The organism is Amycolatopsis sp. lyj-108 (genome assembly GCF_046549005.1).
GTDB lineage: Bacteria > Actinomycetota > Actinomycetes > Mycobacteriales > Pseudonocardiaceae > Amycolatopsis.
Map to the genome: position 1 here is coordinate 141,940 of NZ_JAJPWQ010000010.1, position 21,591 is coordinate 163,530.

Consider the following 21,591-nt stretch of genomic DNA (forward strand, 5'->3'; position numbering starts at 1 on the left):
TTCACCCTGATGGCGCCATAGTGCAAACGGGTAGACCGGTTCATTGTCGACTGTCAAGATTTCCCTTGTAGCGCAAGGGTTTGTGATCTATCGACCGGCCATAGCGCCGAGTCGTGACGCATTCAGGGACTTTGGTCCCTTCTTTCACGGAAAAAGAAACGGGCGGTTCACCGGATCATTCCGGTGAACCGCCCGTTGTCGGGAAAGCGTGATTCAGGCGCCGATGGTCGCCTCGATCGCCTTGGTGATCGTGTCGTCTTCGGGTTCGGTGCGCGGGCGGAAACGTCCCACCACTTCACCGGACGGGGCGACGAGGAACTTCTCGAAGTTCCACTGCACGTCGCCGCCGGCGCCTTCCGCGTCGGCCGCCTTGGTGAGTTCGGCGTAGAGCGGGTGGCGGGTCTCCCCGTTGACGTCCAGCTTCGCGAACAGCGGGAACGAAACGCCGTACGTTGTCGAGCAGAAGGTCTGGATCTCCTCGGCGGTGCCCGGCTCCTGACCGGCGAACTGGTTGCACGGGAACCCGACGACGGAGAAACCCTTGTCCGCGTAGCGTTCCTGCAGCTTCTCCAGCCCGGTGTACTGCGGCGTCAGCCCGCATTTCGACGCCACGTTCACCACCAGCAGCGTCTTGCCTTCAAGCGCGCCGAGCGTGGTGTCCTCGCCCGCGAGCGTCTTCAGCGGGATGTCGTGGATGCCCATGGTTGCCCCTTTCGTCATTTCCTCAGCAGGTCACGCGCGTCGACATGGCCGAAGGGCCCGTCGTCGCGCCGGAACGCGGCCGCGGTCTCCCGCGCGCGGTCGAGCGCTCCCTCGCGGAGCAGTCCGGCGAGCGTGTCGAACCGTTCGGTGTGCACTTTCGCCCGCCGCCGCGCGTAGTCGGCGGCGGAATCCTTGGTGACCATGAACGCCCAGTCGCTCGAAAGCGCCAGCATCGCCTCGGCGACGGCTTGATCGCGGACGGCGTCACGCGTCGTCATGTCCATCCCGGTGACCAGGTCGAGCATCCGGTGCTGCAACGCGGTGTTGTCCCGCACCATGTCGGCGACCTGCTCGCCGTCCCAGACCCGCCAGTCCTTGCCCGATCCCCACGACGACGCCGGGAGGTCGACCTTCCCGCCGAGGTGACCGGCTTCGAGCGCGCCCTTGAGCGTGGTGACGCGGACGCCAGCCTCGGGCAGCGCGCGCAGGACGCCTTCGAGCCAGGCGGGGCCCTCGTGCCACCAGTGCCCGAACAGTTCCGTGTCGTACGCGGCGACGACGAGCGATTCGCGGCCGTGCTCGGCCTTGAGCGAGCGCAACCGGGCGACGACGGTGTCGACGAAGTCCTGGACGTGGCCGCCGAGGGTGGCCGCCGCCATCGCCGGGTCGTACGGCGCCTTGTCCGGCGGCTCGACGGTCTTGCCGGTCACCCTGGACGGTTTGAGGCCGACTTCGTGCGCCCAGGTGTGGAAGTCGCGATAGGCGGCGTGACCGGGGTAGCCGGCCTTCGGTGACCAGACGCGGTACGTGACTTCGAGATCGCGGCCGAAGCAGACGACGTCGGAATCGCCGACCGTCCGTGCCGCCGACGTGTCGCCGTGCAGGGACGGGCCGTCGACCATGAACCGCTGGACACCCGCGGCGGCGTAACCGGCTTCCATGCCGGGCTCGTAACCGCATTCAGGTGCCCAAATGCCTTCGGGACGCTGTCCGATCCGCAGTGCGGTGTCGGCGAGACCGCCGCGCAACATGAAGTCGCGGACGGCCGGGTCGAGCAGCGGCTGGAACGGATGCGCCAGCGGCCCGCCGAGCAGTTCGATGGTCCCATTGTCCACAAAGGACCGGAGGATCGGAGAGAAACCGTGACGCCAGCGCGTTTCGAGTTCTTCCGACGCCTTGGTGGCGGTCCGGTACTCGCTCGCGGCGAGGTCGCGCAGCAGCGGGTCGCCGCGCCAGAGCGTGGACGCGTGCCAGGCGCGCAGCTGCCAATGCCCGAGCCAGTCGTGGAAGGCGTCGATGCAGTACGGGTCGTCGAGCTGGGCGGCGAGGATCGGCGTCATGCCGAGCGTGAGGACGTCTTCGCGGCCCTCGTCGGCGAAGCGGCGCAGGAGATCGACCATCGGCAGGTAGGAATGCGCCCACGCCTGGTAGAGCCATTCTTCGCCGACCGGCCAGGAACCGTGGTGCGGCAGCCACGGCAGATGGCTGTGCACGACGAGGCAGAACGTGCCCTCGTATTCGCTCATCGGCGCACCGCCACGGCGACGAGGTCGAGGCTGGCGTCGAGGTCTTCACCGTGGACGGCGAAATCCGCGGCCTGGATGGCTTCGACGTCGGCGAGCAGTTCCGCGGGCCAGGTCGCCTGCCCGGGAAGCTGCCCCATGACGACGTCGAGCTGGGCGTCGATGATCGACCCGCCGTACTTGGCGTCGAGCTTCGCGACGCCCTCGCCGTGGTGGAGGCCGTGCAGCGTCTCGACCTCGAAACCGGCGTCACGCAGCAGTTCGTCCAATTCGGACGGTGCGAGTTCCCTGGTGTGGAACGGGTTGAGCGGAGTGTCGCTGTCCGGGGTGAAGGTCAGCCGGTTGGGTGTGGTGACGATCAGCCGTCCGCCGGGGGAGAGCACGCGGTGGCATTCGGTGAGGAAGGCGCCCTGGTCCCAGAGGTGCTCGATCACCTGGAAGTTGGCGACGACGTCGACCGAGGCGTCCCGCAGTGGCAGGAACACCAGGTTCGCCCTGGTCACGCCGATGCCGGGGTAGCGGCGGGCGACGTGCTCGGTGGTGGGGGCGTCGTAGTCGAGCGCGAGCACCCGCTCGGCGACGGTGGCGATGAGCCCGGCGCCGTAGCCTTCGCCGCAGCCTGCCTCCAGGACGGTCTTGCCTTCGCACAGGGGCAGGAGGTGGGCATACGCCGCTTCATGGCGGCGGAACCAGTAATTCTCCTCGGCGATGCCCGGCACGGTGCGTTCACCGGTGAGGTGCAGCGCTTCGGCCCTGGTGGCTGGGGTGGTCACGCCGCGACCCTACCGGCCGGTCACTTCCATCCCCTCCGCAACTAGTCACCTACTTGCGGAGGGCGGCCCTCGCAAGTAGGTGACGAATTGCGGTGTCACGTTTCGCGGCGCTGCCCAGTCCAGGAGGTATGCAAAGGACATTCACCCGCGTACTGCTCGTCGTCTTCGGTCTCATCGAACTGCCCGTCGGGCTGTGGCCGCTGTTCAGCCCGGACGGCTTCTACCGGGACTTCCCGGGATTCCGCACCGGCTGGGTGGCGATGGACGGCCCCTTCAACGAACACCTGATCCGCGACTTCGGCGGCCTCAACCTGGCGCTCGCCGCCATCCTGATCGGCGCCGCCGTGATCGGGACGACCGCCGTGGCCAGGCTCGCGGCGCTCGCGACCTTCCTCTTCGGACTGCCGCACTTCCTCTACCACCTCGGCCACGTCTCGCATTTCGAACCGGTGGACCAGGTGCTGATCGTCGTGACGACGGCGCTGGGCGCGGTACTCCCGGTGGTGGTGGCACTGATCCCCTCGAAGCGGACTACACCGGCGACACCGTGATGCCGATGGCACCGGGGCCGAGGTGGGCGCCGAGGATCATGCTGGCGTCGACCAGGGTGCTGTCGACCATCCGGGGCAGCCGCGCCCGCAGCCGCCCGCCGATCTCGAGGTCGCGTTCGTCGGGGCCGAACCTGGTGATGGCCACCTCGACGTCCCGGTCGCCCGCGCATTCCACCGCGAGGTCGACGAGTTTGTTGAGCGCGCGCCGCTGGCCCGGCACCCGGGTCAGCGGCGCGACCTCGCCGTTCTTCAGTGTGAGCAGGGGTTTGATCGAGAACGCCGAACCGAGGAACGCCTGCGCGGCGCCGATCCGGCCGCCACGCCGCAGGAACTCCAGCGTGTCGACGTAGAGGATCTCCCGGCTACCGCGGAACCGGCGTTCGGCCGCGTCGATGACCCGGGTGGCCTGTCCGCCGGCGGCGGCGACCTTGGCCGCCGAGGTGGCCGCGAAGCCGAGGCTCATCCCGGTGGTCCCGCTGTCGAGGACGTGGACCGGGACGCTCACCTGCTGGGCCGCCTCGCGGGCGGCGTTCACCGTCTCCGACATCCGGCCGGAGATGTGGATGCTGACGATCGCCGAGGCGCCCTTGCTCGCGGCGTCCTGGAACGCCCAGAAGAACGCGGCGACCTCGGGCGGTGCCGTCTTCACCGGCGTGCCCGCCCGCAGATGGCCGATGATTTCCTCGCGGTCGTAGCGGTTCTCTTCGTCGAACTGCTCTCCGACCTGCAGTTGAACCTGAACGACGCCGATTCCCCAGCGTTCGGCGACCGGGACGGGAAGGCAGGCGGTCGAGTCCGTGATCACGGCGACGGGGCCGGGCATGGAACGCATGGTGGGGCAGGTTAGCCCGTCGCACACACCGGGAGTACCCCGGAATACGGCCGTTCGGGTTAGTCGCCCGGTTACACTCACTTCCGGGTGAATTACCTGGACGATGGTCCCACTAAAACGTGCATCCAGGTGAATGAGGTCACCTCGGCGGGCCGCGGCGCTGAAATGGCCCTAATCTACCGGCCAGTAGAGCTGTTGCCCCGTGGCCGACGCCGGCCACTAACGGGAGGTCGAAGTAGACCCATGACGAACATCGTTGTCCTGGTCAAGCAGGTACCGGACACCTACTCGGAGCGCAAGCTCTCCGGTGCCGACAACACTCTTGACCGCGAATCCGCCGACGCCGTGCTCGACGAGATCAACGAGAAGGCCGTCGAAGAAGCCCTGAAGATCAAGGAAGCCGGCGAGGGCGAGGTCACCGTCGTCTCGGTGGGTCCCGACCGCGCGACCGACGCGATCCGCAAGGCGCTTTCCATGGGTGCCGACAAGGCCATCCACGTCTCCGACGAGGCCCTGCACGGCTCCGACGCGATCGCCACCGCCAAGGTGCTGGCCGCCGCGATCTCGAAGGTCGAAGGCTTCGACCTGGTCATCACCGGTAACGAGGCCTCCGACGGCCGCGGTGGCGCCGTGCCGGCGATCATCGCCGAGCTGCTCGGCCTGCCGCAGCTGACCCACGTGAACGAGCTGACCGTCGACGGCACCTCGATCAAGGCCGACCGCTACACCGAGGACGGTGTCACGCACCTCGAGGCGAACCTGCCCGCGGTGGTGAGCGTCGGCGAGAAGATCAACGAGCCGCGCTACCCCTCCTTCAAGGGCATCATGGCCGCGAAGAAGAAGCCGGTCGAGACGCTGACCGTCGCGGACCTTGGCGTCGACGCCGGCGAGGTCGGCCTCGGCAACGCCTGGTCGTCCGTGCTCGAAGCCTCCCCGAAGCCGCCGCGCACCGCCGGTGAGCGCGTCGAGGACGAGGGTGACGGCGGTAGCAAGGTGGCCGCCTACCTGGTCGCGCAGAAGCTCATCTGAGACAGGTTTCGAGGAGGAATAGGGAAATGGCTGAAGTACTCGTCCTCGTCGACCACGTCGACGGTGAAGTCAAGAAGGTCACGCTCGAGCTGCTGACCGCCGCTCGTGAACTGGGTGAGCCGTCGGCGGTCGTCGTCGGCCCGACCGGCACCGCCGCCAAGGCGAAGGAAGCCCTCGCCGCGCACGGCGCCGCCAAGGTGTACGTCGCCGAGGGCGACAACGCCACCGGCTTCCTGGTCACCCCGAAGGTGGACGTCCTCGCCGCGCTCGCGGAGCGGACCTCCCCGGCCGCCGTGCTCGTCGCGGCCACCGCCGAAGGCAAGGAGGTGTCCGCCCGTGTCGCGGTCCGCCTCGGCTCCGGTCTGCTGTACGACGCCGTCGGCGTGAACGGCGACGGTACCGTGGACCAGTCCATCTTCGGTGGCGCGTTCTCCGTGAAGTCCAAGTCCACCAAGGGTGTCCCGGTCATCTCGGTCCGCCCCGGCGCGGTCGAGGCCGCCCCGGCCGAAGGCGCGGCAGCCGAGGAGACCGTCGAGGTCCCCGCGGGTGACCCGGCGAAGTCCGCCAAGATCACCGGCGTCGAGCCGATCGTCGGCGGCGACCGGCCGGAGCTGACCGAGGCCTCGGTCGTCGTCTCCGGTGGTCGCGGTGTCGGCTCGGCCGACAAGTTCGACGTCGTCGAGACGCTCGCCGACTCGCTCGGTGCCGCCGTCGGTGCTTCCCGCGCCGCCGTCGACTCCGGCTACTACCCGGCGCAGTTCCAGGTCGGCCAGACCGGTAAGACGGTTTCGCCGCAGCTGTACATCGCGCTGGGCATCTCCGGTGCGATCCAGCACCGGGCGGGTATGCAGACCTCGAAGACCATCATCGCGGTCAACAAGGACGCCGAGGCGCCGATCTTCGAGATCGCCGACTTCGGTGTGGTCGGCGACCTGTTCAACGTCGCGCCGCAGCTGACCGAAGAGGTCCAGAAGCGCAAGGGCTGAGTCCCTCGTTCGAAGCGGGGCCGTCCGGGATTTCTTTCCCGGGCGGCCCCATTTCTGTGATCCGAAAGTGATCTTCCAGCCTGAGAGAACCCTGAGAACCCGCAATTAACTGAACGTGCACTAATCGGCCATCAGGCGCATTGTCGTTGGTACCCCCCGAGGGGTAGACCTTGGTCATGACGACGTCACAGCTCCTCGTCAGTACTGACCAGGCAGGTGTCGAACTCCCGGCCGACGCGCCGCGTTACTCCCTCCTCGTGGCCAACGGGAACGAAGAAGTCGTTGCCGCGCAACGCCTTCGATATCAGGTGTTCGCCGAGGAAATGGGCGCGACGCTCAATTCGCTCGAACCCGGCCTCGACGTCGACTACTTCGACGAGTTCTGCGATCACCTCGTGGTGCGGGACGACAACACCGGCGAGATCGTGGGCACGTACCGGATGCTGCCGCCCGATCGGGCGGCGCGGGCAGGAAAACTTTACTCCGACAGCGAATTCGATCTCACCGCACTCGATTCGCTGCGTCCCTCGCTGGTCGAGACGGGCCGCTCGTGCGTGCACCCCGACCACCGCAGCGGTGCCGTGGTGAGCCTCGTCTGGGCGGGGATCGGGCGCTACATGCTGCTGGCCGGTCACCGGTACCTCGCGGGCTGCGCCTCCGTGCCGCTGACCGACGGCGGGGCGTACGCGGCGGGTGTCTGGGATGTCCTGCGCGCCAAGCACTACGCGGACGAATCCTTGCGCGTGACGCCGTTGAACCCTTGGCGGACCGAGGATCTCGAACGGCCGAGCCGCGCGATCCTCCCGCCGCTCATCAAGGGCTACACGCGCCTCGGCGCGAAAATCTACGGCCCGCCCGCGCTCGACGCGGATTTCGGTGTCGCGGACTTCTTCGTCCTGCTGGATCTGCACAACGTCGACGAGCGGTATCTCAAGTTCTTCCTGGGAGTGCAGGGATGACTCACGCCTGGATGCCGAAGTCGCCGTGCGGCGACGGCTGCCTGAGCGAAGGGGCGCCGACAGTGGCGTTTCCTCGGCGCGTCCTGCGGTTCACCGCGGCGATCGGCGTCATCTTCGGCGCATTCCTGTCGGCGCCGCTGGTGCTCGTGCTGCGCGGCATGCCCCGGGAACGGTTGGTGCGCCTGCTTTTCGTGGGGATCCTTCGCTCGTTCGGGGTGAAGCTGCGCGTGCTCGGCGACGAGCGGTTCCGCGCCGTGCCCGGCCGCGGCGCGCTCGTGGTGAACAACCACATCTCGTGGCTGGACATCATCGCGGTCAACGCCGTCCAGCCGATGCGGGCGCTCGCCAAGAAGGAGGTCGGCACCTGGCCGGTGCTCGGCCTGCTGGTGCGCCGCGGCGGCAGCATCTTCCTCGACCGGGAGAACCTGCGCAGCCTGCCCGCGACGATGGACGAACTCGCCGACGCGATGCGCGGCGGATCACTCGTCAGCGTGACGCCGGAGGGCACCACCTGGTGCGGTCTGGGTTCGGGCCGGTTCCGCTCGGCGACCTTCCAGGCCGCGATCGACGGCGGGGTCCCGGTGCGGCCGCTCGCGCTGCGCTTCCGGCTCGCCGACGGGCGGGAGACGACCCAGCCGGCGTTCATCGGGCCGGAGTCGCTCATCGCCTCGTTGCGGCGGGTCGCGGCGCTGCGCGGTCTGGTGCTGGAGGTGCACGTGTGCCCGGAGATCGCGCCGGGCCGCGCCTCGGACCGGCGGGAACTGGCCCTGCTGGCGGAATCCGCGGTGCAGGCGGCGCTCGGGCGGGTGCAGATCCCGGTGCAGCGGCGGCGTCGCGTTGCGGCAGCGGTTCCGGTGTCAGGTCCGGTCGCGAAGGTGCCGTCGGCTTCCGAGACGGTCTCTCCGTAGCGCGTATGTCCTGAACGACCCTTTCATGACACTTGCCCAGGGCAGTGTGACCGAGGTGGCCGGTGTGGGCGACCCACGTGCAATGAAAGGTCCTTTCCTTGCAAAATTTGCAAGGAAAGGACCTTTCATTGCAGCCGCCGGCGGGCTCGCGCGGCCGTCAGCCGAAGGTCAGCGTGATCTTCCCGCCCGCGTGACCGGTAGCGCTCTCCCGATGCGCCTCGGCCGCATCGGCGAGCCCATAGCTGGAGCCCAGCTTCAGCTTCAACCCCCGCGCGACCAGATCCTCAAGCACCGCAGCGCTTTCCGAGCCGCCCGCCGAGAACTTCAGCCCCTGCGCGTACGCCGACGGGTCGGCGATCGTGATCAGCCGCTCGGGTGATCCGAGCAGTTCGACGGACTCACCCAGAACACCGAAGCCCGCCGCGTCGAACACCGCGTCGACGCCGTCCGGCGCCACCGACCGGACCCGCGAAACCCAGCCGTCGCCGTACTGCACCGGCACCGCGCCGAGTTCCTTCACCTCGTCCAGCGACGAAGCGCCGGCGAGCCCGATGACCGTGGCGCCGAGCGCGACGGCGGCCTGCGTGGCGATCCGGCCGACCTGGCCGCTCGCGCCGTGGAGCACCACCGTCTCGCCCGGCTTGACCTCGAGTTCGCCCAGCACCCGCAACGCCGTCTCACCGGCGATGGGCAACGCGGCGGCCTCGGACCACGAAAGCCCGGCGGGTTTGCGGATGACGTTGGTCGCCAGCGCGTACTCCGCGTACGTGCCGGTGTCGGACCAGCCGAAGACCTCGTCTCCGACGGCGAAACCGGCGCCTTCGCCCACCGCGTCCACCACGCCCGCCAGTTCCAGGCCGAGGATGTGGGGGAACTCGACCGGGCGGACCTCCGCCATGGCGCCGGACCGGATCTTCCAGTCGATCGGGTTCACGCCGGCGGCCCTGACCGCGACCCGCACCTGGCCAGGACCGGGCTCCGGCAGCGGGACCTCGGCAAGCCCCAGGACGTCCGCTTCGCCGTACTGGGTGATGGTGATCGCTCGCATGTTCACTCCTATCGATTTCTTCGCTGCGATCAGTCAACCGGCGCCCGGACCCCGCCCGAACCGCTCGGACGAGCAGTGTTCGCTAGCCGGGAGAGCAGCGTGCCCGCGCCGGGACGCGCCTACTGTGGACTCATGGACCCGCTGCACGTGTTGAGCCAGGTCGAGTACATGCTCGCCGCTCCGCGCCCCGAACTCCTGCCGCGTTTCTCCGCGACGGCCGCGGCCGTCCTGCCGCATCGCGCGGCGGCCATGGAGACCGGTGACTGCTCACGTCTCCCGATCAAGGTCCACGGCGATCCGGCGATCACCGGCGCGGTCACGAGCGCGGAGCTCCAGCGGCTCGCCTCGTTCGGCGTTCCGGGCCAGGCGGTGGTCACCGAGGAGACACTCGGCGGGAACCGCCGGAAACTGGTCGTCCTGACTTCGGCCCCGGTGATCGGCAAGGGCGCGATGATCGCGCTCGTCCCCACCGAGGACGCCCCCGCGGACGGCGCGCTCGAGTTCGTCGCCAAACTGTGGGACATCGTCAGCGTGAACGCCGCCCAGCGCGCCTCCGACCCCGAGCCCGCGGTCCTGGAGAGCAACATCGCGGCGGCGACCGCGCGGGCGCGGGCGATCACCGATCTGGGCCAGACCCACGCGACCGCGCTGACGTCGTTGCTCTCGGTGCTGCGATCACGGCGGCTCGGCGACGCCGCCGCCAGGCAGGCCGCGACCGACCTCGCCGCGACCGCGCTGGTCGAACTGCGCTCGATCGCGGACCGCGATCAGGAACTCTCGGCCGAGCCGGCGTCGGAGGCGTTCGACATCCTTGTCACGCAGCTGGATCCCTTGGTGCGCCACAACGACGTGACCGTCGAGCTCGCCGGGCCCGGTGACGGACGGCCGCTCCCGCAGGACATCGCGCACACCGCGCGCACGGTCTCGCGCGGCCTCGTGCTCTCCGCGCTGGAGCGCGGCAGCACCCGGGTCCGGGCGTCCTGGCGGATCGACGGGGAGACGCTCCGGGTCACCGTGCGGGACGACGGCCCGGACGTCGCCCGCGCCGTGCCCGCCACCGGTCTCACCGAGCGGGTCACCCCGCTCGGCGGTCGCTGGGAGGTCGACGCGGTACCCGATTGGGGTGCCACGATCACCGCCGTCCTGCCGTTGGGTGTCCAGGAAACGCCGGAACTGCGCCCGCTCGACCGGCTGAACCCGCGTGAACTCGAAGTTCTCGCCGGGATTGCTCGCGGGAAGCGGAACCGGCAGATCGCCGAAGAGCTGGCGCTGACCGAGCACACGGTGAAGTTCCACGTGCGGAAGATCCTCGGGAAGCTGGAAGTCACCTCGCGCGGCGAGGCCGCCGTGCTGGCGCGGGAGCTGCGCCTGGAGTCCGTCAGCGCTTGACCTCCACCGAGCTGGAGGTTGCAGGCTCGTCGTATGACGATCACTGGGGAAAAGAAGGGTGTGCTCTGGACACCTGAGCACCGCGTGACCACCATCGGGCTGCTGCTCATGGTCACCCTCATCGCGTTCGAGAGCATGGGCGTCGCCACCGCGATGCCGACGATGGTCGCCGATCTCGACGGCCTCGCGCTGTACGCCTGGCCCTTCACCACCTTCCTGGTCGCCAGCGTGGTCGCGACCGTCCTTTCCGGACGCCTCGGTGACCGCAAGGGCCCGGCGCCCGCGCTGCTCGCCGGTACCGCGCTGTTCGCCGCCGGGCTGCTGGTCGCGGGGCTCGCGCACGACATGCCGCTGCTCCTGCTCGGCAGGGGGTTGCAGGGCTTCGGTTCCGGTCTCCTGCTGGTCTCGGTGTCGCTGCTGATCGCGCTCACCTTCAGCGACCGCGAACGCCCGGTGATCTACGCCGCCAACGCCGCCGCGTGGGTGCTGCCCGCGGTGATCGGTCCTTCGATCGCGGGAGTGGTGACCGTGAGCGTCGGCTGGCGCTGGGTGTTCCTGGGACTGATCCCGCTCACCGGGATCGGGCTCGCGTTGCTGGTCCTGGTCACGCGCAAGCTGCCCGCCCACGTACCCGGTGAATCCGCAAGCCGGGCCGGGGTCGTGCCCGCGGTGGTCGCCGCCCTCGGCGTCGCCGCGCTCACCTGGGCGGCACAGCACCCGTCCCTCGCGGCCCTGGCCTACGGCGGCGCCGGTCTCTTCGCCCTCGCGTACGCCCTCCGCAAACTCCTGCCCGCCGGGACGCTGACGTCGCGGCCGGGGTTGCCGACAGTGATCGCCTCGCGCGCGCTGATCGCGGGCGCGTACGCCGGGATGGAGGCGTACCTGCCGCTCACGATGACCGAGGTCCACGGCTACAGCCCCGCGCTGGCCGGGCTGCCGCTCACGGTGACCGCGCTGGGCTGGTCGGCGGGCTCGATGCTGCAGGGCCGCATGCTGGACTGGTCGCGCGAAGCGTCCTTGCGGACCGGGTTCGCGCTGGTCGCGGCCGGTTTGGCGATCTTCGTCTTCGTGCCACTGCCCTCGTTCCCCAGCTGGATGGCGTTCGTGGCGTCGGCGGTGGGCGGCGCCGGGATGGGTATCGCGATGCCCGCGATCTCGGTGCTGCTGCTCCGCTACTCGCCGGAGGCCGAACGCGGCTTCAACACCTCGGCGCTGCAGCTCGGTGACTGGGTCGGATCGGCTCTGACCATCGGTTTGGGTGGGGTTCTGCTCGCTTCGTTGGCGTCGGCGAAGGAGCCTTCGGTGGCGATCGTGGTGCTTTCGGTCGTGCTGACCGGCATCGCGTTGCTCGGGGTGCGGGTGACCGGCCGGTGGCCGTCCGGTATGAGCGGCGCCACCCGCTGAGCAGGGTGGGCTTGGTCACGCCCCGGAGCGGGCTACCCTGAAGGGTGCGATGACCTATCTCGACCACGCGGCGACCACCCCGATGTTGCCCGAAGCCGTAGCGGCGATGTCAGAGGCGCTGTCCACAGTGGGCAACGCCTCCGCGCTGCATTCCTCGGGGCGCCGGGCCCGCCGCCGGGTCGAAGAAGCCCGCGAGGTGATCGCGGAGGCGCTGGGCGCCCGGCCGTCCGAGGTGATCTTCACCGCCGGCGGCACGGAGAGCGACAACCTCGCGGTCAAGGGCATCTTCTGGGCCCGCAACGGCGAAGACCCGCAGCGGAACAGGGTGCTGTGCAGCACCGTCGAGCACCACGCCGTCCTCGAGTCCGTCGAGTGGCTGGAGCAGCACGCGGACGCCGAGATCGTCTGGGTCGAGGTCGACCAGGCGGGCCGGGTGACGCCGGAGTCGCTGCGCACCGCCATCGGCGACAGCCCCGAGACGGTCGCGCTGGCGACCGTGATGTGGGCGAACAACGAGGTCGGCACGGTCAACCCGATCGCCGCACTCGCCGCCGTCTGCGCCGAGTACGAGATCCCGTTGCACACTGACGCCGTGCAGGCCGTCGGCGCGGTGCCGGTCGACTTCGCCGAGAGCGGCGCCGCCGCGCTGACCCTGACCGCGCACAAACTGGGCGGCCCGTACGGCGTCGGCGCGCTGCTGCTCGGCCGCGACACCGCGTGCGTGCCGGTCCTGCACGGCGGCGGCCAGGAGCGGGCCGTGCGTTCGGGCACGCTCGACGTCCCCGCGGTGATCGCGTTCGCGACGGCGGTGAAGGCCACGGTCGACGGCCGCGAGGAGTACGCGAAACGCGTCGCCGAACTGCGGGACGACCTGATCGAGGCCGTCCGGCGCGAGGTGCCGGACGCGGTGCTCAACGGCGGCGAGGGCGAGCGCCTGCCCACGCACGCCCATTTCACCTTTCCCGGTTGCGCGGGGGACAGCCTGTTGATGCTCTTGGACGCCAAGGGCATCGAATGTTCCACCGGTTCGGCGTGCACGGCGGGTGTCGCGCAGCCGAGCCACGTGCTGCTGGCCATGGGCGCCGAACCCGCGGCCGCGCGCGGATCGCTGCGGTTCTCGTTCGGGCATACCTCGGCACCGGAAGACGTTGAAGCGGTTTCGAAGGAGATCGCGGGCGTCGTCGACAGGGCGAGGCAGGCGGGACTCGCCGGAATGCGCAAGCAGACGCAGAAGCAAGAGGTGTGAGGAAGATGCGCGTACTGGCCGCGATGAGCGGGGGAGTGGACTCGGCGGTGGCCGCCGCGCGCGCCGTGGACGCCGGGCACGAGGTCGTCGGCGTGCACCTGGCGCTGTCGGCGAAGCCCGGCACGCTGCGCACCGGATCCCGGGGTTGCTGCACGATCGAGGACTCGGGCGACGCGCGACGCGCCGCGGACATCCTCGGCATCCCGTTCTACATCTGGGACTTCGCCGAGCGGTTCACCGAAGAGGTCATCGAAACCTTCGTCGGCGAGTACGCCGCGGGCCGGACGCCGAACCCGTGCGTCACCTGCAACGAGAAGATCAAGTTCGAAGCGTTGCTGGACAAGGCGATGGCGCTCGGATTCGACGCGGTCGCCACCGGGCACTACGCCCGTCTGTCCCTTGTGGACGGTGTACCGGAGCTGCGGCGCAGCATCGACTCCGGCAAGGACCAGTCCTACGTGCTGGCCTCGCTCACCCCGGAGCAGCTGCGGCATTCGCTGTTCCCGCTGGGCGATTCGTGGAAGACCGACGTGCGTGCCGAGGCCGCGAGCCGTGGCCTTTCGGTCGCGAAGAAGCCGGACAGCCACGACATCTGCTTCATTCCGGACGGCGACACCAAGAGCTTCCTGGAGAAGCGGCTCGGTCAGCGTCCCGGTCAGCTCGTCGACGCCGAGACCGGCGCCGTGCTCGGTGAGCACACCGGCGTGCACGGGTTCACCGTCGGCCAGCGCAAGGGACTCGGCATCGAGGCGCCGGCGCCGGACGGACGGCCGCGCTACGTGCTTTCGCTGGAGCCGGTTTCGGGCACCGTGAAGGTCGGTTCCGCGCGGGACCTCGGCGTGAACGTGATCGAGGCGGACCGCCCGATCTGGCCGAGCGAGCGGCCGCTGGACGGCCCGACCGAGTGTGTCGTGCAGGTGCGCGCGCACGGCGGGATCGTCGAGGCCGTCGCTGAGGTTTCGGGTGACGAGGTGACCATTCAGCTTCGTGAGCCGCTTCGCGGCGTCGCGCCCGGGCAGGTCGTCGTGCTGTACCGCACCGACGCGACCGAAGGCGACCTCGTGCTCGGCAGCGCGAAGATCTCAGGGACCCGCTAACCCCCTTCCGCAATTCGGCACCTGGTTGCGGTACTTGCACGCGCAAGGACCGCAACCAGGTGCCGAATTGCGGCAGCGGGGTCAGAACTTCAGCTTGAAGCCGGTGTGCGTGGCTTCGAAACCGAGGCGCTCGTAGAACCGGTGCGCGTCCTCGCGCTTCACGTCGGACGTCAGCTGCACAAGGGCGCAGCCCCGCCGCCGTGATTCGTCGATGGCCCACCTCATCAGATCGCCGCCGAGGCCGGAGCCGCGATGGCTCGCCCGCACCCGCACGGCCTCGATCTGCCCGCGCAGCGCGCCTTTCCTCGCCAGTCCCGGAATGATCGACAGCTGGAGCGTGCCGACGGCCTCCCCGCCGTCGTCGGCGACGATCAGCAGCTGCGCCGGATCGGCGTCGATCTCCTCGAAGGCCTTCAGATACGGCGTGAGGTCGTCGGCGGAATCACGGGTGCTGCCGATCTGGTCGTCGGCGAGCATCCCGACGATCGCCGCGACGTCTTCCCTGCGCGCTTGACGGATGATCATGAGGCGTAGTGTCGCACCCCGTCGGTCTCGGTCGCGGTCAGTTTCCCTTGGGCCACCAGCAGATCCAGATGCGAACCGGTCTCGAGGACGGCGAGCATCTGGTTGAACGGGTCCATTTCGCCGAGCTTGCGCCGCCTTCGTGTCCAGCCGAGGCGCAGCGCGACCTCGTACGCCGTCGTGACGTCCGTGGTGATCTCGGCACCCATGACCTCGAGCCGGTCGCGGTGGTGCTCCAGCAGCGCGTCGACGCGGGCGTGGACGCTGTCGGTGACGGGACCGTGCGCGGGGAGCATGCGCCGGTCCGGCATCCCGCGCACCAGGCGCAGGGAGTCGAGGTAGTCGCGCAGCGGCAGTTCGGCGGGCACCGGCTGGAATCCGATGGACGGCGTGATGTGCGGCAGCACGTGGTCGCCGGAGAACACCAGCCCCGCCTCGTCGTCGACGAAGACGACGTGCCCGGCCGTGTGGCCCGGCGTGTGCACGACGTCGAACTCGCGCCCGGGCACGATCGCGCGTTTGCCGGAGGTGAGCCATTCGTCCGGCTGCTCCCACAGATGCGCCTCGGTGTGCCGGATACCGCCGAAGGCCCTGGCCAGCTCCTCGACGACGGGCCCCGCGCCACAGCGTTCGAGCAGGCCGACCTGCGCCTCCATCGGGAACCGGTCCGGATCGCCGGAGCGCGTCAGCGACGGCTCTTCCAGCTTCCCGAGCCCGAGCCTGCCGCCGAATTCGCGGCGCAGTTCCACGGCGAGGGTGTAATGATCGCGATGCACGTGGGTGATCAGGAATTCGTCGATGTCACCGAGGTCGGCGCCGAGCGCCTTCAACCCGCGCGAAAGCCGCTCGCGGGCGGACTCCAGCGCCCAGCCCGAGTCGACGAGGACCAGCCGGGTGCCGTCGGTGACGACGTAGACGTTGACCGCGCGCAGCGCGTCCTGCGGCAAGGGCAGCGGGATCCGGTGGACCCCTGGCGAAACCGTGTAGACGCCTGGCTCGGCCCAGTCCCGCTCGCCGTCTTCGGGCAACGGCTCCATCGTGACCTCCGTCCCGGACGCACTCCAGCGTGCCGCCCCAGTCCCTCCACCTTGAGCCGCCGGAAGCCGAGTGTCCACTTGTGCGAGTGAGACCCCGGTCACTTGTCTGCCGCAACAAGTCACCTGGTTGCGGTCCTTGCGCGCACCAATTACCGCAACCAGGTGACTTGTTGCGGGGGCGTCAGTTCGCGTCCTGCTTCAGCGCGGTGTCGATGGTCAGCGCCGAGGCGACCACCATCGAAGCCAGCGGATCCCGCAGCGGCCGGTGGATTTCGACGACGTAGTTGTCTGCGGTGGTGAAGGCGGCCTTCACGAAACCACCCCAGGTCTTGGTGATCCGCGCGATCTCGACGTCGGCTTCGTCCTTGACGACGAAGTTCCACGCCCGCCAGTTCTCGGCGAAGATGCCGCCGATCTTCCGGCCGTCGACCACGAACCCCAGCCGGATCTTGCCGAAGACGTTCTCCTGCACGATTTCGCCGATCGGGGAGTCGTCGGCCTTCGTCACCAGGAAGCGGGATTTGAACACCTTCGCCGGTCGCGTCACCTTCAGCACGGTGCTGTGGTTCGCGTCGCGGATCTCGAAGCGGTGGGTGAGGAACTGGTCGTAGTTCGTGAGCAGCCGGATGGCCTTCTTCAACGTGCTCTGCCCGACCTGGACGACGCCGCCGAGGCGGTTGCCGTGCTGGTCGAACACCCCGAACTCGTTCGACATCTCGATGAGTTTCGCGCGCTGGTTGACCACCAGCACGGGTTCGGAGAACAGGGTGCCGCCGCCGGTGGCCCCGCCGCTCCTGCCTTGGGTCCCCCTCGCCGCCTGCGCCCGGACCTTCGCCGGGTCGTGCGCGCCTTCGATGTCCAGCTCGATCATCTCGGCGTCGTGCGAAGGCCGCGTGTTCGCGGTCCAGGCCTGCCCGTCCCACCACCGGTACATCCGGGGGTTCTGCTGGTCGGGGTACCAGCCGGCGGGCTGTGGAGAGCTCGTCATGGCAGGTCAGAGTAATCCGCTCGGCGCCGTCACGGGCTCGCCGACGGCAATTGCGTCGAATGTCCGTGTCCGCCCCCGCCCCGCCGTGCTCTCAGGTCGGACCAAGGGGAGAATCCGGGTGTGAACGAACGACCTTGGCCTCTCGGCGCGGCCACCGCGATCGGTTCCCTGCCCGGTACCGACCCGGTCGAGGCCGCTTCGATCGTGTTCGGCGAACTGCCCGAATTCCCCTGTATGCCCGAACTTCCCGCCCGCGGTGTCGGGGCCGACATGATCGGCCGGACGGCGGCGCTGCTGGTCGACCTGGCCGTCGAGGTGGTGCCGAGTGGGTACCGGGTCGCCGCCCGTCCTGGGCACGACCACCGCCGGGCCGTCGACCTGATGAACTGGGACCTCGACGCCGTCCAGGAGGCGAGGGAGAAGGCAGGTGCCGCGCCGCCCGCCTTCAAGATCCAGGTCGCCGGGCCGTGGACACTCGCCGCGAACGTCGAACTCCCGCGCGGGCACCGGATCCTCACCGACAAGGGCGCGCTGCGCGATTTCGCCGCGTCGCTGCTCGACGGACTGGTCGAGCACGTCGCGGAACTGAAGTCGCGTATCGGCGCGCCGGTGGTGATCCAGTTCGACGAACCGTCGCTGCCCGACGTCCTCGCCGGCGATCTCCCGACGGCGTCCGGATACGGCACCGTTCCCGCCGTTCCCGCGCCGGAGGCACGCGACCTGCTTTCGACGGTGATCTCCGGTGCGGAGCGCATCACCGGACAGCCGATCGCGGTGCACTGCTGCGCGCCGAAGCCGCCGATCTCGTTGCTGCGCGCGGCGGGGGCGCAGGCGATCGCCTTCGACTTCACCCTGCTGAAAGGTGCTTCGCCCGCGCAGCTCGACGAGATCGGCGAAACGCTGGACTCCGGGACGACGTTGATGCTCGGACTCGTCCCCACGACCGATCCCGGCGTGCCGGTGGAGCTGCGTGACCTGGTCACGCCCGTGTTCAAACTCGTCGACCGGCTGGGTTTCCGCCGCGAGATCCTCGCCGAACGGGTCGTGCCGACCCCGGCGTGCGGTCTCGCAGGGGCCACCCCCGACTGGATGCGCCGTGCGCTCACACTCAGCCGGGAGGCCGGCAAGGCTTTCACCGAACCGCCTGAAGGCTGGTGAGCGGCGCGGTAGCGTGCCTTCCATGCGTTTGTTCCGCCGACCTCGTAAGTCCGAGGACGTTCCCGACCCCCGCACCGCCTGGCCGGAGCAGCCGGTCCCCGAGGACGCGGCCGCCGCGGCGACGGCCTTCTGGGAGGCGTGGTTCGCGCTCCTGCCCGAGGTCAGCGCCGCCCTCGGCGACCGTGAACCGCACCGGGTGGAACACGACCTCTGCACCATCGTCGAGGCGCTGCACCCCCGGCTGCACTTCTCCCTCGACCGGGGGCACCGGGCGATCTACTCGCTGGTGCTGACCGGCCAGGAGGATCCGGAACTGCGCCCGTACACCGACGCGTGGAAGGCAGCGGCGCCGCCGGAGGACGCCATCTGGGAGTACCACGACTCCGTGCCGCCGGTCCCCGATCCGAATGAGGTCACCGTCAACCTCGGCGAGACCCGCATCGCGCTCGCCGACGTGCGGGTGACCGCGAAGGTGGACGAATCAGCCGGACGGGTGGACGTGACCGTGTTCCATCCGCTGATCGACGAGCTCGCGCCGGAGACCCGGACGACCATGACCTTCCTCCCGCTGGACGCCACGCTGGGTGAGCGGGTCGCGGCCGAACGGCTGCGCAAGGTCGAGCTGGTGACCGAGGCCCAGGACGGGCAGCTGACCCTGCTGGAACTACGCGAGGTGGTCGGCAGGCTGTCCGGAAATGTCGGTACCCCCGACTAGAGTCACCCCCGTGAGCAGCGAACTTCCCGAAAACCTCGAGCCAGCGCAGGACGTCACGGACGTGCAGGCCGACGTCCGTGAAAGGCATGCCGAACTGGCGGAGGAGATCCGCGGTCACCAGTTCCGGTACTACGTGCTGGATTCACCGATCGTGTCCGACGGCCAGTTCGACGAGCTGCTCAACGAACTCCAGGCCATCGAGGACGAGCATCCGGGGCTGGTGACGCCGGAGTCGCCGACGCAGAACGTCGGCGGCACGTTCTCCACCGAATTCGTCGCGCACGACCACCTCGAGCGCATGCTCAGCTTGGACAACGTCTTCGACACCGAGGAGTTCGATGCCTGGGTCGAGCGGGTCCAGAAGGAGATCGGCGCGACGAAGTACCTCGCCGAACTGAAGATCGACGGGCTCGCGATCAACCTGCTGTACGAGAACGGCCGCCTGACCCGCGCGCTGACCAGGGGCGACGGCCGCACCGGCGAGGACGTCACGCTCAACGTCCGCACGCTGGGGCAGGTGCCGGAGCGACTGACGGGGACGGACGAGTTCCCGGTGCCCGCGCTGGTCGAGGTCCGCGGCGAGGTGTACTTCCGCGTCGAGGATTTCCTGGCGCTCAACGCGAAGATGGTCGAGGCGGGCAAGGATCCGTACGCGAACCCGCGCAACACCGCCGCCGGATCGTTGCGGCAGAAGGATCCCAAGATCACGAAGTCGCGCAACCTGCGGCTGATCTGCCACGGTCTCGGCAAACGTGCGGGTTTCGAGCCGAAGCGGCAGTCCGAGGCGTACGACGCGCTGGCCGCGTGGGGCCTGCCGGTCTCACCGCACAGCAAGGTGCTCGGTTCTGGCAAGGAACTGCTGGCGCACATCGAATACTGGGGCGAGCACCGGCACGACGCCGAGCACGAGATCGACGGCGTCGTCATCAAGGTCGACGAGGTCGCGCTGCAACGCCGTCTCGGGACGACCTCGCGGGCGCCGCGCTGGGCGATCGCCTACAAGTACCCGCCGGAAGAGGCGATCACCACCCTGCTGGACATCCAGGTCAACGTCGGCCGCACCGGGCGGGTCACCCCGTTCGCGGTGATGGAGCCGGTGAAGGTGGCCGGGTCCACGGTGGCGATGGCGACGCTGCACAACCAGGAAGAGGTCAAACGCAAGGGCGTGCTGATCGGGGACAAGGTCGTCATCCGCAAGGCGGGCGACGTCATCCCCGAGGTGCTCGGCCCGGTCGCCGACGCGCGCACGGGCGAAGAGCGCGAGTTCGTCATGCCGTTGCGCTGCCCCAACTGCGACACCGAACTGGCGTACCAGAAGGAGGGCGACATCGACATCCGTTGCCCGAATTCGCGGTCGTGCCCGGCGCAGCTGCGGGAACGGTTGTTCCATCTCGGCGGCCGGGGCGCGTTCGACATCGAGGTGCTCGGCTACGAGGCCGCGGTCGCGATCCTGGACGCCGGTGTCGTGCACGACGAGGGCGACATCTTCGATCTGGACGAGGAAAAGCTGCTCCAGGTGGAGTTGTTCCGCACCAAGGCGGGGGAGCTGTCGGCCAACGGGCGCAAGCTGCTGGACAACCTGGAAACGGTGAAGGACCGTCCACTGTGGAAGGTCATCGTCGGCCTGTCGATCCGGCACGTCGGCCCGACGGCGGCGCAGGCGCTCGCGCGGGAATTCGGCTCGCTCGAACGGATCGAGGACGCCTCGGAGGAGGAGCTCTCCAGCGTCGACGGCGTCGGCCCGACCATCGCGCGCGCGGCGAAAGAGTGGTTCGAGGTCGATTGGCACCGCGAGATCGTCGAGAAGTGGCGCGCGGCCGGCGTGCGGATGGAGGAGGAACGCGACGAGTCCATCCCGCGCAACCTCGAAGGCCTGTCGATCGTCGTCACCGGTTCGCTGAACGACTACTCCCGCGACGAGGCCAAGGAATACATCATGGCCCGCGGCGGGAAGGCGGCCGGTTCGGTGTCGAAGAAGACGGCGTTCGTGGTCGTCGGCGACGCGCCGGGCACGAAGTACGACAAGGCCGTCCAGCTGAAGGTGCCGGTGCTCGACGAGAACGGCTTCCGCGTGCTGCTCGAAAGCGGCCCCGAGGCCGCCGCCGGACTCGCGCTGCCGACAGAGGAGGAAAACGGTGAGTGACCTGGAGATCCGGCTCGCCCGCCCCGAGGAGCTGAAGGCGGTCGGGGAGCTCACCCTGGCCGCGTACTCCGCGGAACGGAGCCTCGTCGACGGCGTGGGCTACGCCACCGAACTCCTCGACGCCGCCCGCCGGGCGGAGCTTGCGGAACTCCTGGTCGCGGTGGACGGAGACGGCACGCCGGTCGGCACGGTCACCATCGCCCGGCCGGGCACGCCGTTCGCCGAACTGTCCCGCGAGGGCGAACTGGAGTTCCGGATGCTCGGGGTGCTGCCCTCGGCGACCGGGCGCGGCATCGGCGAGGCCCTGACCAGGGCGGTCCTCGCGCGGGCGCGGGAACTGGCCGTGGCGAGGGTGGTGCTGTGCAGTCTGGTCACGATGACGCGGGCGCACCGGCTCTACGAGCGGCTCGGCTTCGTGCGGCTGCCCGACCGGGACTGGGAGCCGCATCCCGGGGTGACCCTGATCGCCTACGGCCTGGAGCTCACCTAAGCCCCTGCACGTGCTATGAAAGGTCCTTTCCTTGCAAAATTTGCAAGGAAAGGACCTTTCATAGCGCGCGTGTGAAGGGTGGGTCACGCCT

The 21,591-nt window shown here is 69.3% G+C and carries 21 protein-coding genes; 13 read left to right on the top strand and 8 right to left on the bottom strand.

What is annotated here, in order from left to right; all coding sequences use genetic code 11:
- Positions 1–213: 213 nt before the first annotated feature.
- The 3 genes from ACLJO0_RS31335 to ACLJO0_RS31345 are packed head-to-tail and all read right to left on the bottom strand — an operon-like array spanning position 214 to position 2,998.
- Positions 214–702: a glutathione peroxidase gene (locus ACLJO0_RS31335; protein ID WP_410582406.1), complete on the bottom strand. Its 489-nt coding sequence runs from the start codon at positions 700–702 to the stop codon at positions 214–216.
- A gap of 14 nt (positions 703–716) precedes the next feature.
- A complete protein-coding gene (locus ACLJO0_RS31340) occupies positions 717–2,228 on the bottom strand; it encodes a 1,4-alpha-glucan branching protein domain-containing protein (protein ID WP_410582407.1) in 1,512 nt (503 codons plus the stop codon).
- Positions 2,225–2,998: a methyltransferase domain-containing protein gene (locus ACLJO0_RS31345; RefSeq protein ID WP_410582409.1), complete on the bottom strand. Its 774-nt coding sequence runs from the start codon at positions 2,996–2,998 to the stop codon at positions 2,225–2,227. The genes ACLJO0_RS31340 and ACLJO0_RS31345 overlap by 4 nt, the downstream gene beginning before the upstream one ends.
- A 128-nt stretch (positions 2,999–3,126) precedes the next feature.
- On the opposite strand from ACLJO0_RS31345, the gene ACLJO0_RS31350 reads away from it, so the two are divergent.
- Positions 3,127–3,549: a hypothetical protein gene (locus tag ACLJO0_RS31350; RefSeq protein WP_410582411.1), complete on the top strand. Its 423-nt coding sequence runs from the start codon at positions 3,127–3,129 to the stop codon at positions 3,547–3,549.
- On the opposite strand, the gene ACLJO0_RS31355 is transcribed toward ACLJO0_RS31350, so the two are convergent.
- Positions 3,530–4,381, bottom strand: a complete 852-nt coding sequence (locus ACLJO0_RS31355) for a DegV family protein (RefSeq protein WP_410582413.1) — start codon at positions 4,379–4,381, stop codon at positions 3,530–3,532. The genes ACLJO0_RS31350 and ACLJO0_RS31355 overlap by 20 nt on opposite strands.
- 243 nt (positions 4,382–4,624) lie before the next feature.
- Between ACLJO0_RS31355 and ACLJO0_RS31360 the strand changes: the two genes are divergently transcribed.
- From ACLJO0_RS31360 to ACLJO0_RS31375, 4 genes are all read left to right on the top strand, one after another.
- Positions 4,625–5,410, top strand: a complete 786-nt coding sequence (locus ACLJO0_RS31360; protein ID WP_016336566.1) for an electron transfer flavoprotein subunit beta/FixA family protein — start codon at positions 4,625–4,627, stop codon at positions 5,408–5,410.
- A 26-nt stretch (positions 5,411–5,436) separates the two neighbouring features.
- On the top strand, positions 5,437–6,396 hold the full coding sequence (locus ACLJO0_RS31365; RefSeq protein WP_410582415.1) for an electron transfer flavoprotein subunit alpha/FixB family protein: 960 nt from the start codon (positions 5,437–5,439) through the stop codon (positions 6,394–6,396).
- Between the two features lie 176 nt (positions 6,397–6,572).
- Complete coding sequence (locus ACLJO0_RS31370) at positions 6,573–7,355, top strand: GNAT family N-acetyltransferase (protein WP_125786803.1); 783 nt, start codon at positions 6,573–6,575, stop codon at positions 7,353–7,355.
- Positions 7,352–8,263 (top strand): lysophospholipid acyltransferase family protein, encoded by a 912-nt coding sequence (locus ACLJO0_RS31375; protein WP_410582416.1) that lies wholly within the window; start codon positions 7,352–7,354, stop codon positions 8,261–8,263. Before ACLJO0_RS31370 ends, ACLJO0_RS31375 begins: the two co-directional genes overlap by 4 nt.
- Before the next feature lie 157 nt (positions 8,264–8,420).
- Here the strand turns inward: ACLJO0_RS31375 and ACLJO0_RS31380 are convergent, their stop codons facing one another.
- The gene (locus tag ACLJO0_RS31380; protein ID WP_410582418.1) at positions 8,421–9,311 is read right to left on the bottom strand and encodes an NADP-dependent oxidoreductase; all 891 of its coding nucleotides are present in this window, start codon (positions 9,309–9,311) and stop codon (positions 8,421–8,423) included.
- Positions 9,312–9,443: 132 nt separating this feature from the next.
- Between ACLJO0_RS31380 and ACLJO0_RS31385 the strand changes: the two genes are divergently transcribed.
- Genes ACLJO0_RS31385 through mnmA form a run of 4 tightly spaced genes read left to right on the top strand, consistent with a single transcriptional unit; the run spans position 9,444 to position 14,447 of the window.
- Complete coding sequence (locus ACLJO0_RS31385) at positions 9,444–10,700, top strand: LuxR C-terminal-related transcriptional regulator (protein ID WP_410582419.1); 1,257 nt, start codon at positions 9,444–9,446, stop codon at positions 10,698–10,700.
- A gap of 33 nt (positions 10,701–10,733) precedes the next feature.
- Positions 10,734–12,104, top strand: coding sequence for an MFS transporter (locus ACLJO0_RS31390; RefSeq protein WP_410582421.1), 1,371 nt, complete (start codon positions 10,734–10,736; stop codon positions 12,102–12,104).
- Positions 12,105–12,153: 49 nt separating this feature from the next.
- A complete protein-coding gene (locus ACLJO0_RS31395) occupies positions 12,154–13,350 on the top strand; it encodes a cysteine desulfurase family protein (RefSeq protein WP_410582423.1) in 1,197 nt (398 codons plus the stop codon).
- Between the two features lie 5 nt (positions 13,351–13,355).
- On the top strand, positions 13,356–14,447 hold the full coding sequence (gene mnmA / locus ACLJO0_RS31400; RefSeq protein WP_410582424.1) for a tRNA 2-thiouridine(34) synthase MnmA: 1,092 nt from the start codon (positions 13,356–13,358) through the stop codon (positions 14,445–14,447).
- Positions 14,448–14,528: 81 nt separating this feature from the next.
- Here the strand turns inward: mnmA and ACLJO0_RS31405 are convergent, their stop codons facing one another.
- The 3 genes from ACLJO0_RS31405 to ACLJO0_RS31415 form a co-directional block, all read right to left on the bottom strand.
- Complete coding sequence (locus tag ACLJO0_RS31405) at positions 14,529–14,972, bottom strand: GNAT family N-acetyltransferase (protein WP_410582425.1); 444 nt, start codon at positions 14,970–14,972, stop codon at positions 14,529–14,531.
- On the bottom strand, positions 14,969–16,006 hold the full coding sequence (locus tag ACLJO0_RS31410) for an MBL fold metallo-hydrolase (RefSeq protein ID WP_410582426.1): 1,038 nt from the start codon (positions 16,004–16,006) through the stop codon (positions 14,969–14,971). Before ACLJO0_RS31410 ends, ACLJO0_RS31405 begins: the two co-directional genes overlap by 4 nt.
- Before the next feature lie 181 nt (positions 16,007–16,187).
- Positions 16,188–16,994, bottom strand: a complete 807-nt coding sequence (locus ACLJO0_RS31415) for a phospholipid scramblase-related protein (protein WP_410582428.1) — start codon at positions 16,992–16,994, stop codon at positions 16,188–16,190.
- Positions 16,995–17,114: 120 nt separating this feature from the next.
- Between ACLJO0_RS31415 and ACLJO0_RS31420 the strand changes: the two genes are divergently transcribed.
- Genes ACLJO0_RS31420 through ACLJO0_RS31435 form a run of 4 tightly spaced genes read left to right on the top strand, consistent with a single transcriptional unit; the run spans position 17,115 to position 21,500 of the window.
- On the top strand, positions 17,115–18,152 hold the full coding sequence (locus ACLJO0_RS31420; RefSeq protein WP_410582430.1) for a methionine synthase: 1,038 nt from the start codon (positions 17,115–17,117) through the stop codon (positions 18,150–18,152).
- A 22-nt stretch (positions 18,153–18,174) separates the two neighbouring features.
- A complete protein-coding gene (locus ACLJO0_RS31425) occupies positions 18,175–18,867 on the top strand; it encodes a hypothetical protein (protein ID WP_410582432.1) in 693 nt (230 codons plus the stop codon).
- Positions 18,868–18,877: 10 nt separating this feature from the next.
- On the top strand, positions 18,878–21,010 hold the full coding sequence (gene ligA / locus ACLJO0_RS31430) for an NAD-dependent DNA ligase LigA (protein ID WP_410582434.1): 2,133 nt from the start codon (positions 18,878–18,880) through the stop codon (positions 21,008–21,010).
- Positions 21,003–21,500, top strand: a complete 498-nt coding sequence (locus tag ACLJO0_RS31435; RefSeq protein ID WP_410582435.1) for a GNAT family N-acetyltransferase — start codon at positions 21,003–21,005, stop codon at positions 21,498–21,500. Before ligA ends, ACLJO0_RS31435 begins: the two co-directional genes overlap by 8 nt.
- The last annotated feature ends 91 nt before the right edge of the window (positions 21,501–21,591 follow it).

Excerpts from the sequence above, each read along its gene's own strand:
- ACLJO0_RS31335 (WP_410582406.1), bottom strand. The coding sequence starts at position 702 with ATGGGCATCCACGACATCCCGCTGAAGACGCTCGCGGGCGAGGACACC.
- ACLJO0_RS31340 (WP_410582407.1), bottom strand. The coding sequence starts at position 2,228 with ATGAGCGAATACGAGGGCACGTTCTGCCTCGTCGTGCACAGCCATCTG.
- ACLJO0_RS31350 (WP_410582411.1), top strand. The coding sequence starts at position 3,127 with ATGCAAAGGACATTCACCCGCGTACTGCTCGTCGTCTTCGGTCTCATC.
- ACLJO0_RS31355 (WP_410582413.1), bottom strand. The coding sequence starts at position 4,381 with ATGCGTTCCATGCCCGGCCCCGTCGCCGTGATCACGGACTCGACCGCC.
- ACLJO0_RS31360 (WP_016336566.1), top strand. The coding sequence starts at position 4,625 with ATGACGAACATCGTTGTCCTGGTCAAGCAGGTACCGGACACCTACTCG.
- ACLJO0_RS31365 (WP_410582415.1), top strand. The coding sequence starts at position 5,437 with ATGGCTGAAGTACTCGTCCTCGTCGACCACGTCGACGGTGAAGTCAAG.
- ACLJO0_RS31370 (WP_125786803.1), top strand. The coding sequence starts at position 6,573 with ATGACGACGTCACAGCTCCTCGTCAGTACTGACCAGGCAGGTGTCGAA.
- ACLJO0_RS31375 (WP_410582416.1), top strand. The coding sequence starts at position 7,352 with ATGACTCACGCCTGGATGCCGAAGTCGCCGTGCGGCGACGGCTGCCTG.
- ACLJO0_RS31380 (WP_410582418.1), bottom strand. The coding sequence starts at position 9,311 with ATGCGAGCGATCACCATCACCCAGTACGGCGAAGCGGACGTCCTGGGG.
- ACLJO0_RS31385 (WP_410582419.1), top strand. The coding sequence starts at position 9,444 with ATGGACCCGCTGCACGTGTTGAGCCAGGTCGAGTACATGCTCGCCGCT.
- ACLJO0_RS31390 (WP_410582421.1), top strand. The coding sequence starts at position 10,734 with ATGACGATCACTGGGGAAAAGAAGGGTGTGCTCTGGACACCTGAGCAC.
- ACLJO0_RS31395 (WP_410582423.1), top strand. The coding sequence starts at position 12,154 with ATGACCTATCTCGACCACGCGGCGACCACCCCGATGTTGCCCGAAGCC.
- mnmA (WP_410582424.1), top strand. The coding sequence starts at position 13,356 with ATGCGCGTACTGGCCGCGATGAGCGGGGGAGTGGACTCGGCGGTGGCC.
- ACLJO0_RS31405 (WP_410582425.1), bottom strand. The coding sequence starts at position 14,972 with ATGATCATCCGTCAAGCGCGCAGGGAAGACGTCGCGGCGATCGTCGGG.
- ACLJO0_RS31410 (WP_410582426.1), bottom strand. The coding sequence starts at position 16,006 with ATGGAGCCGTTGCCCGAAGACGGCGAGCGGGACTGGGCCGAGCCAGGC.
- ACLJO0_RS31415 (WP_410582428.1), bottom strand. The coding sequence starts at position 16,994 with ATGACGAGCTCTCCACAGCCCGCCGGCTGGTACCCCGACCAGCAGAAC.
- ACLJO0_RS31425 (WP_410582432.1), top strand. The coding sequence starts at position 18,175 with ATGCGTTTGTTCCGCCGACCTCGTAAGTCCGAGGACGTTCCCGACCCC.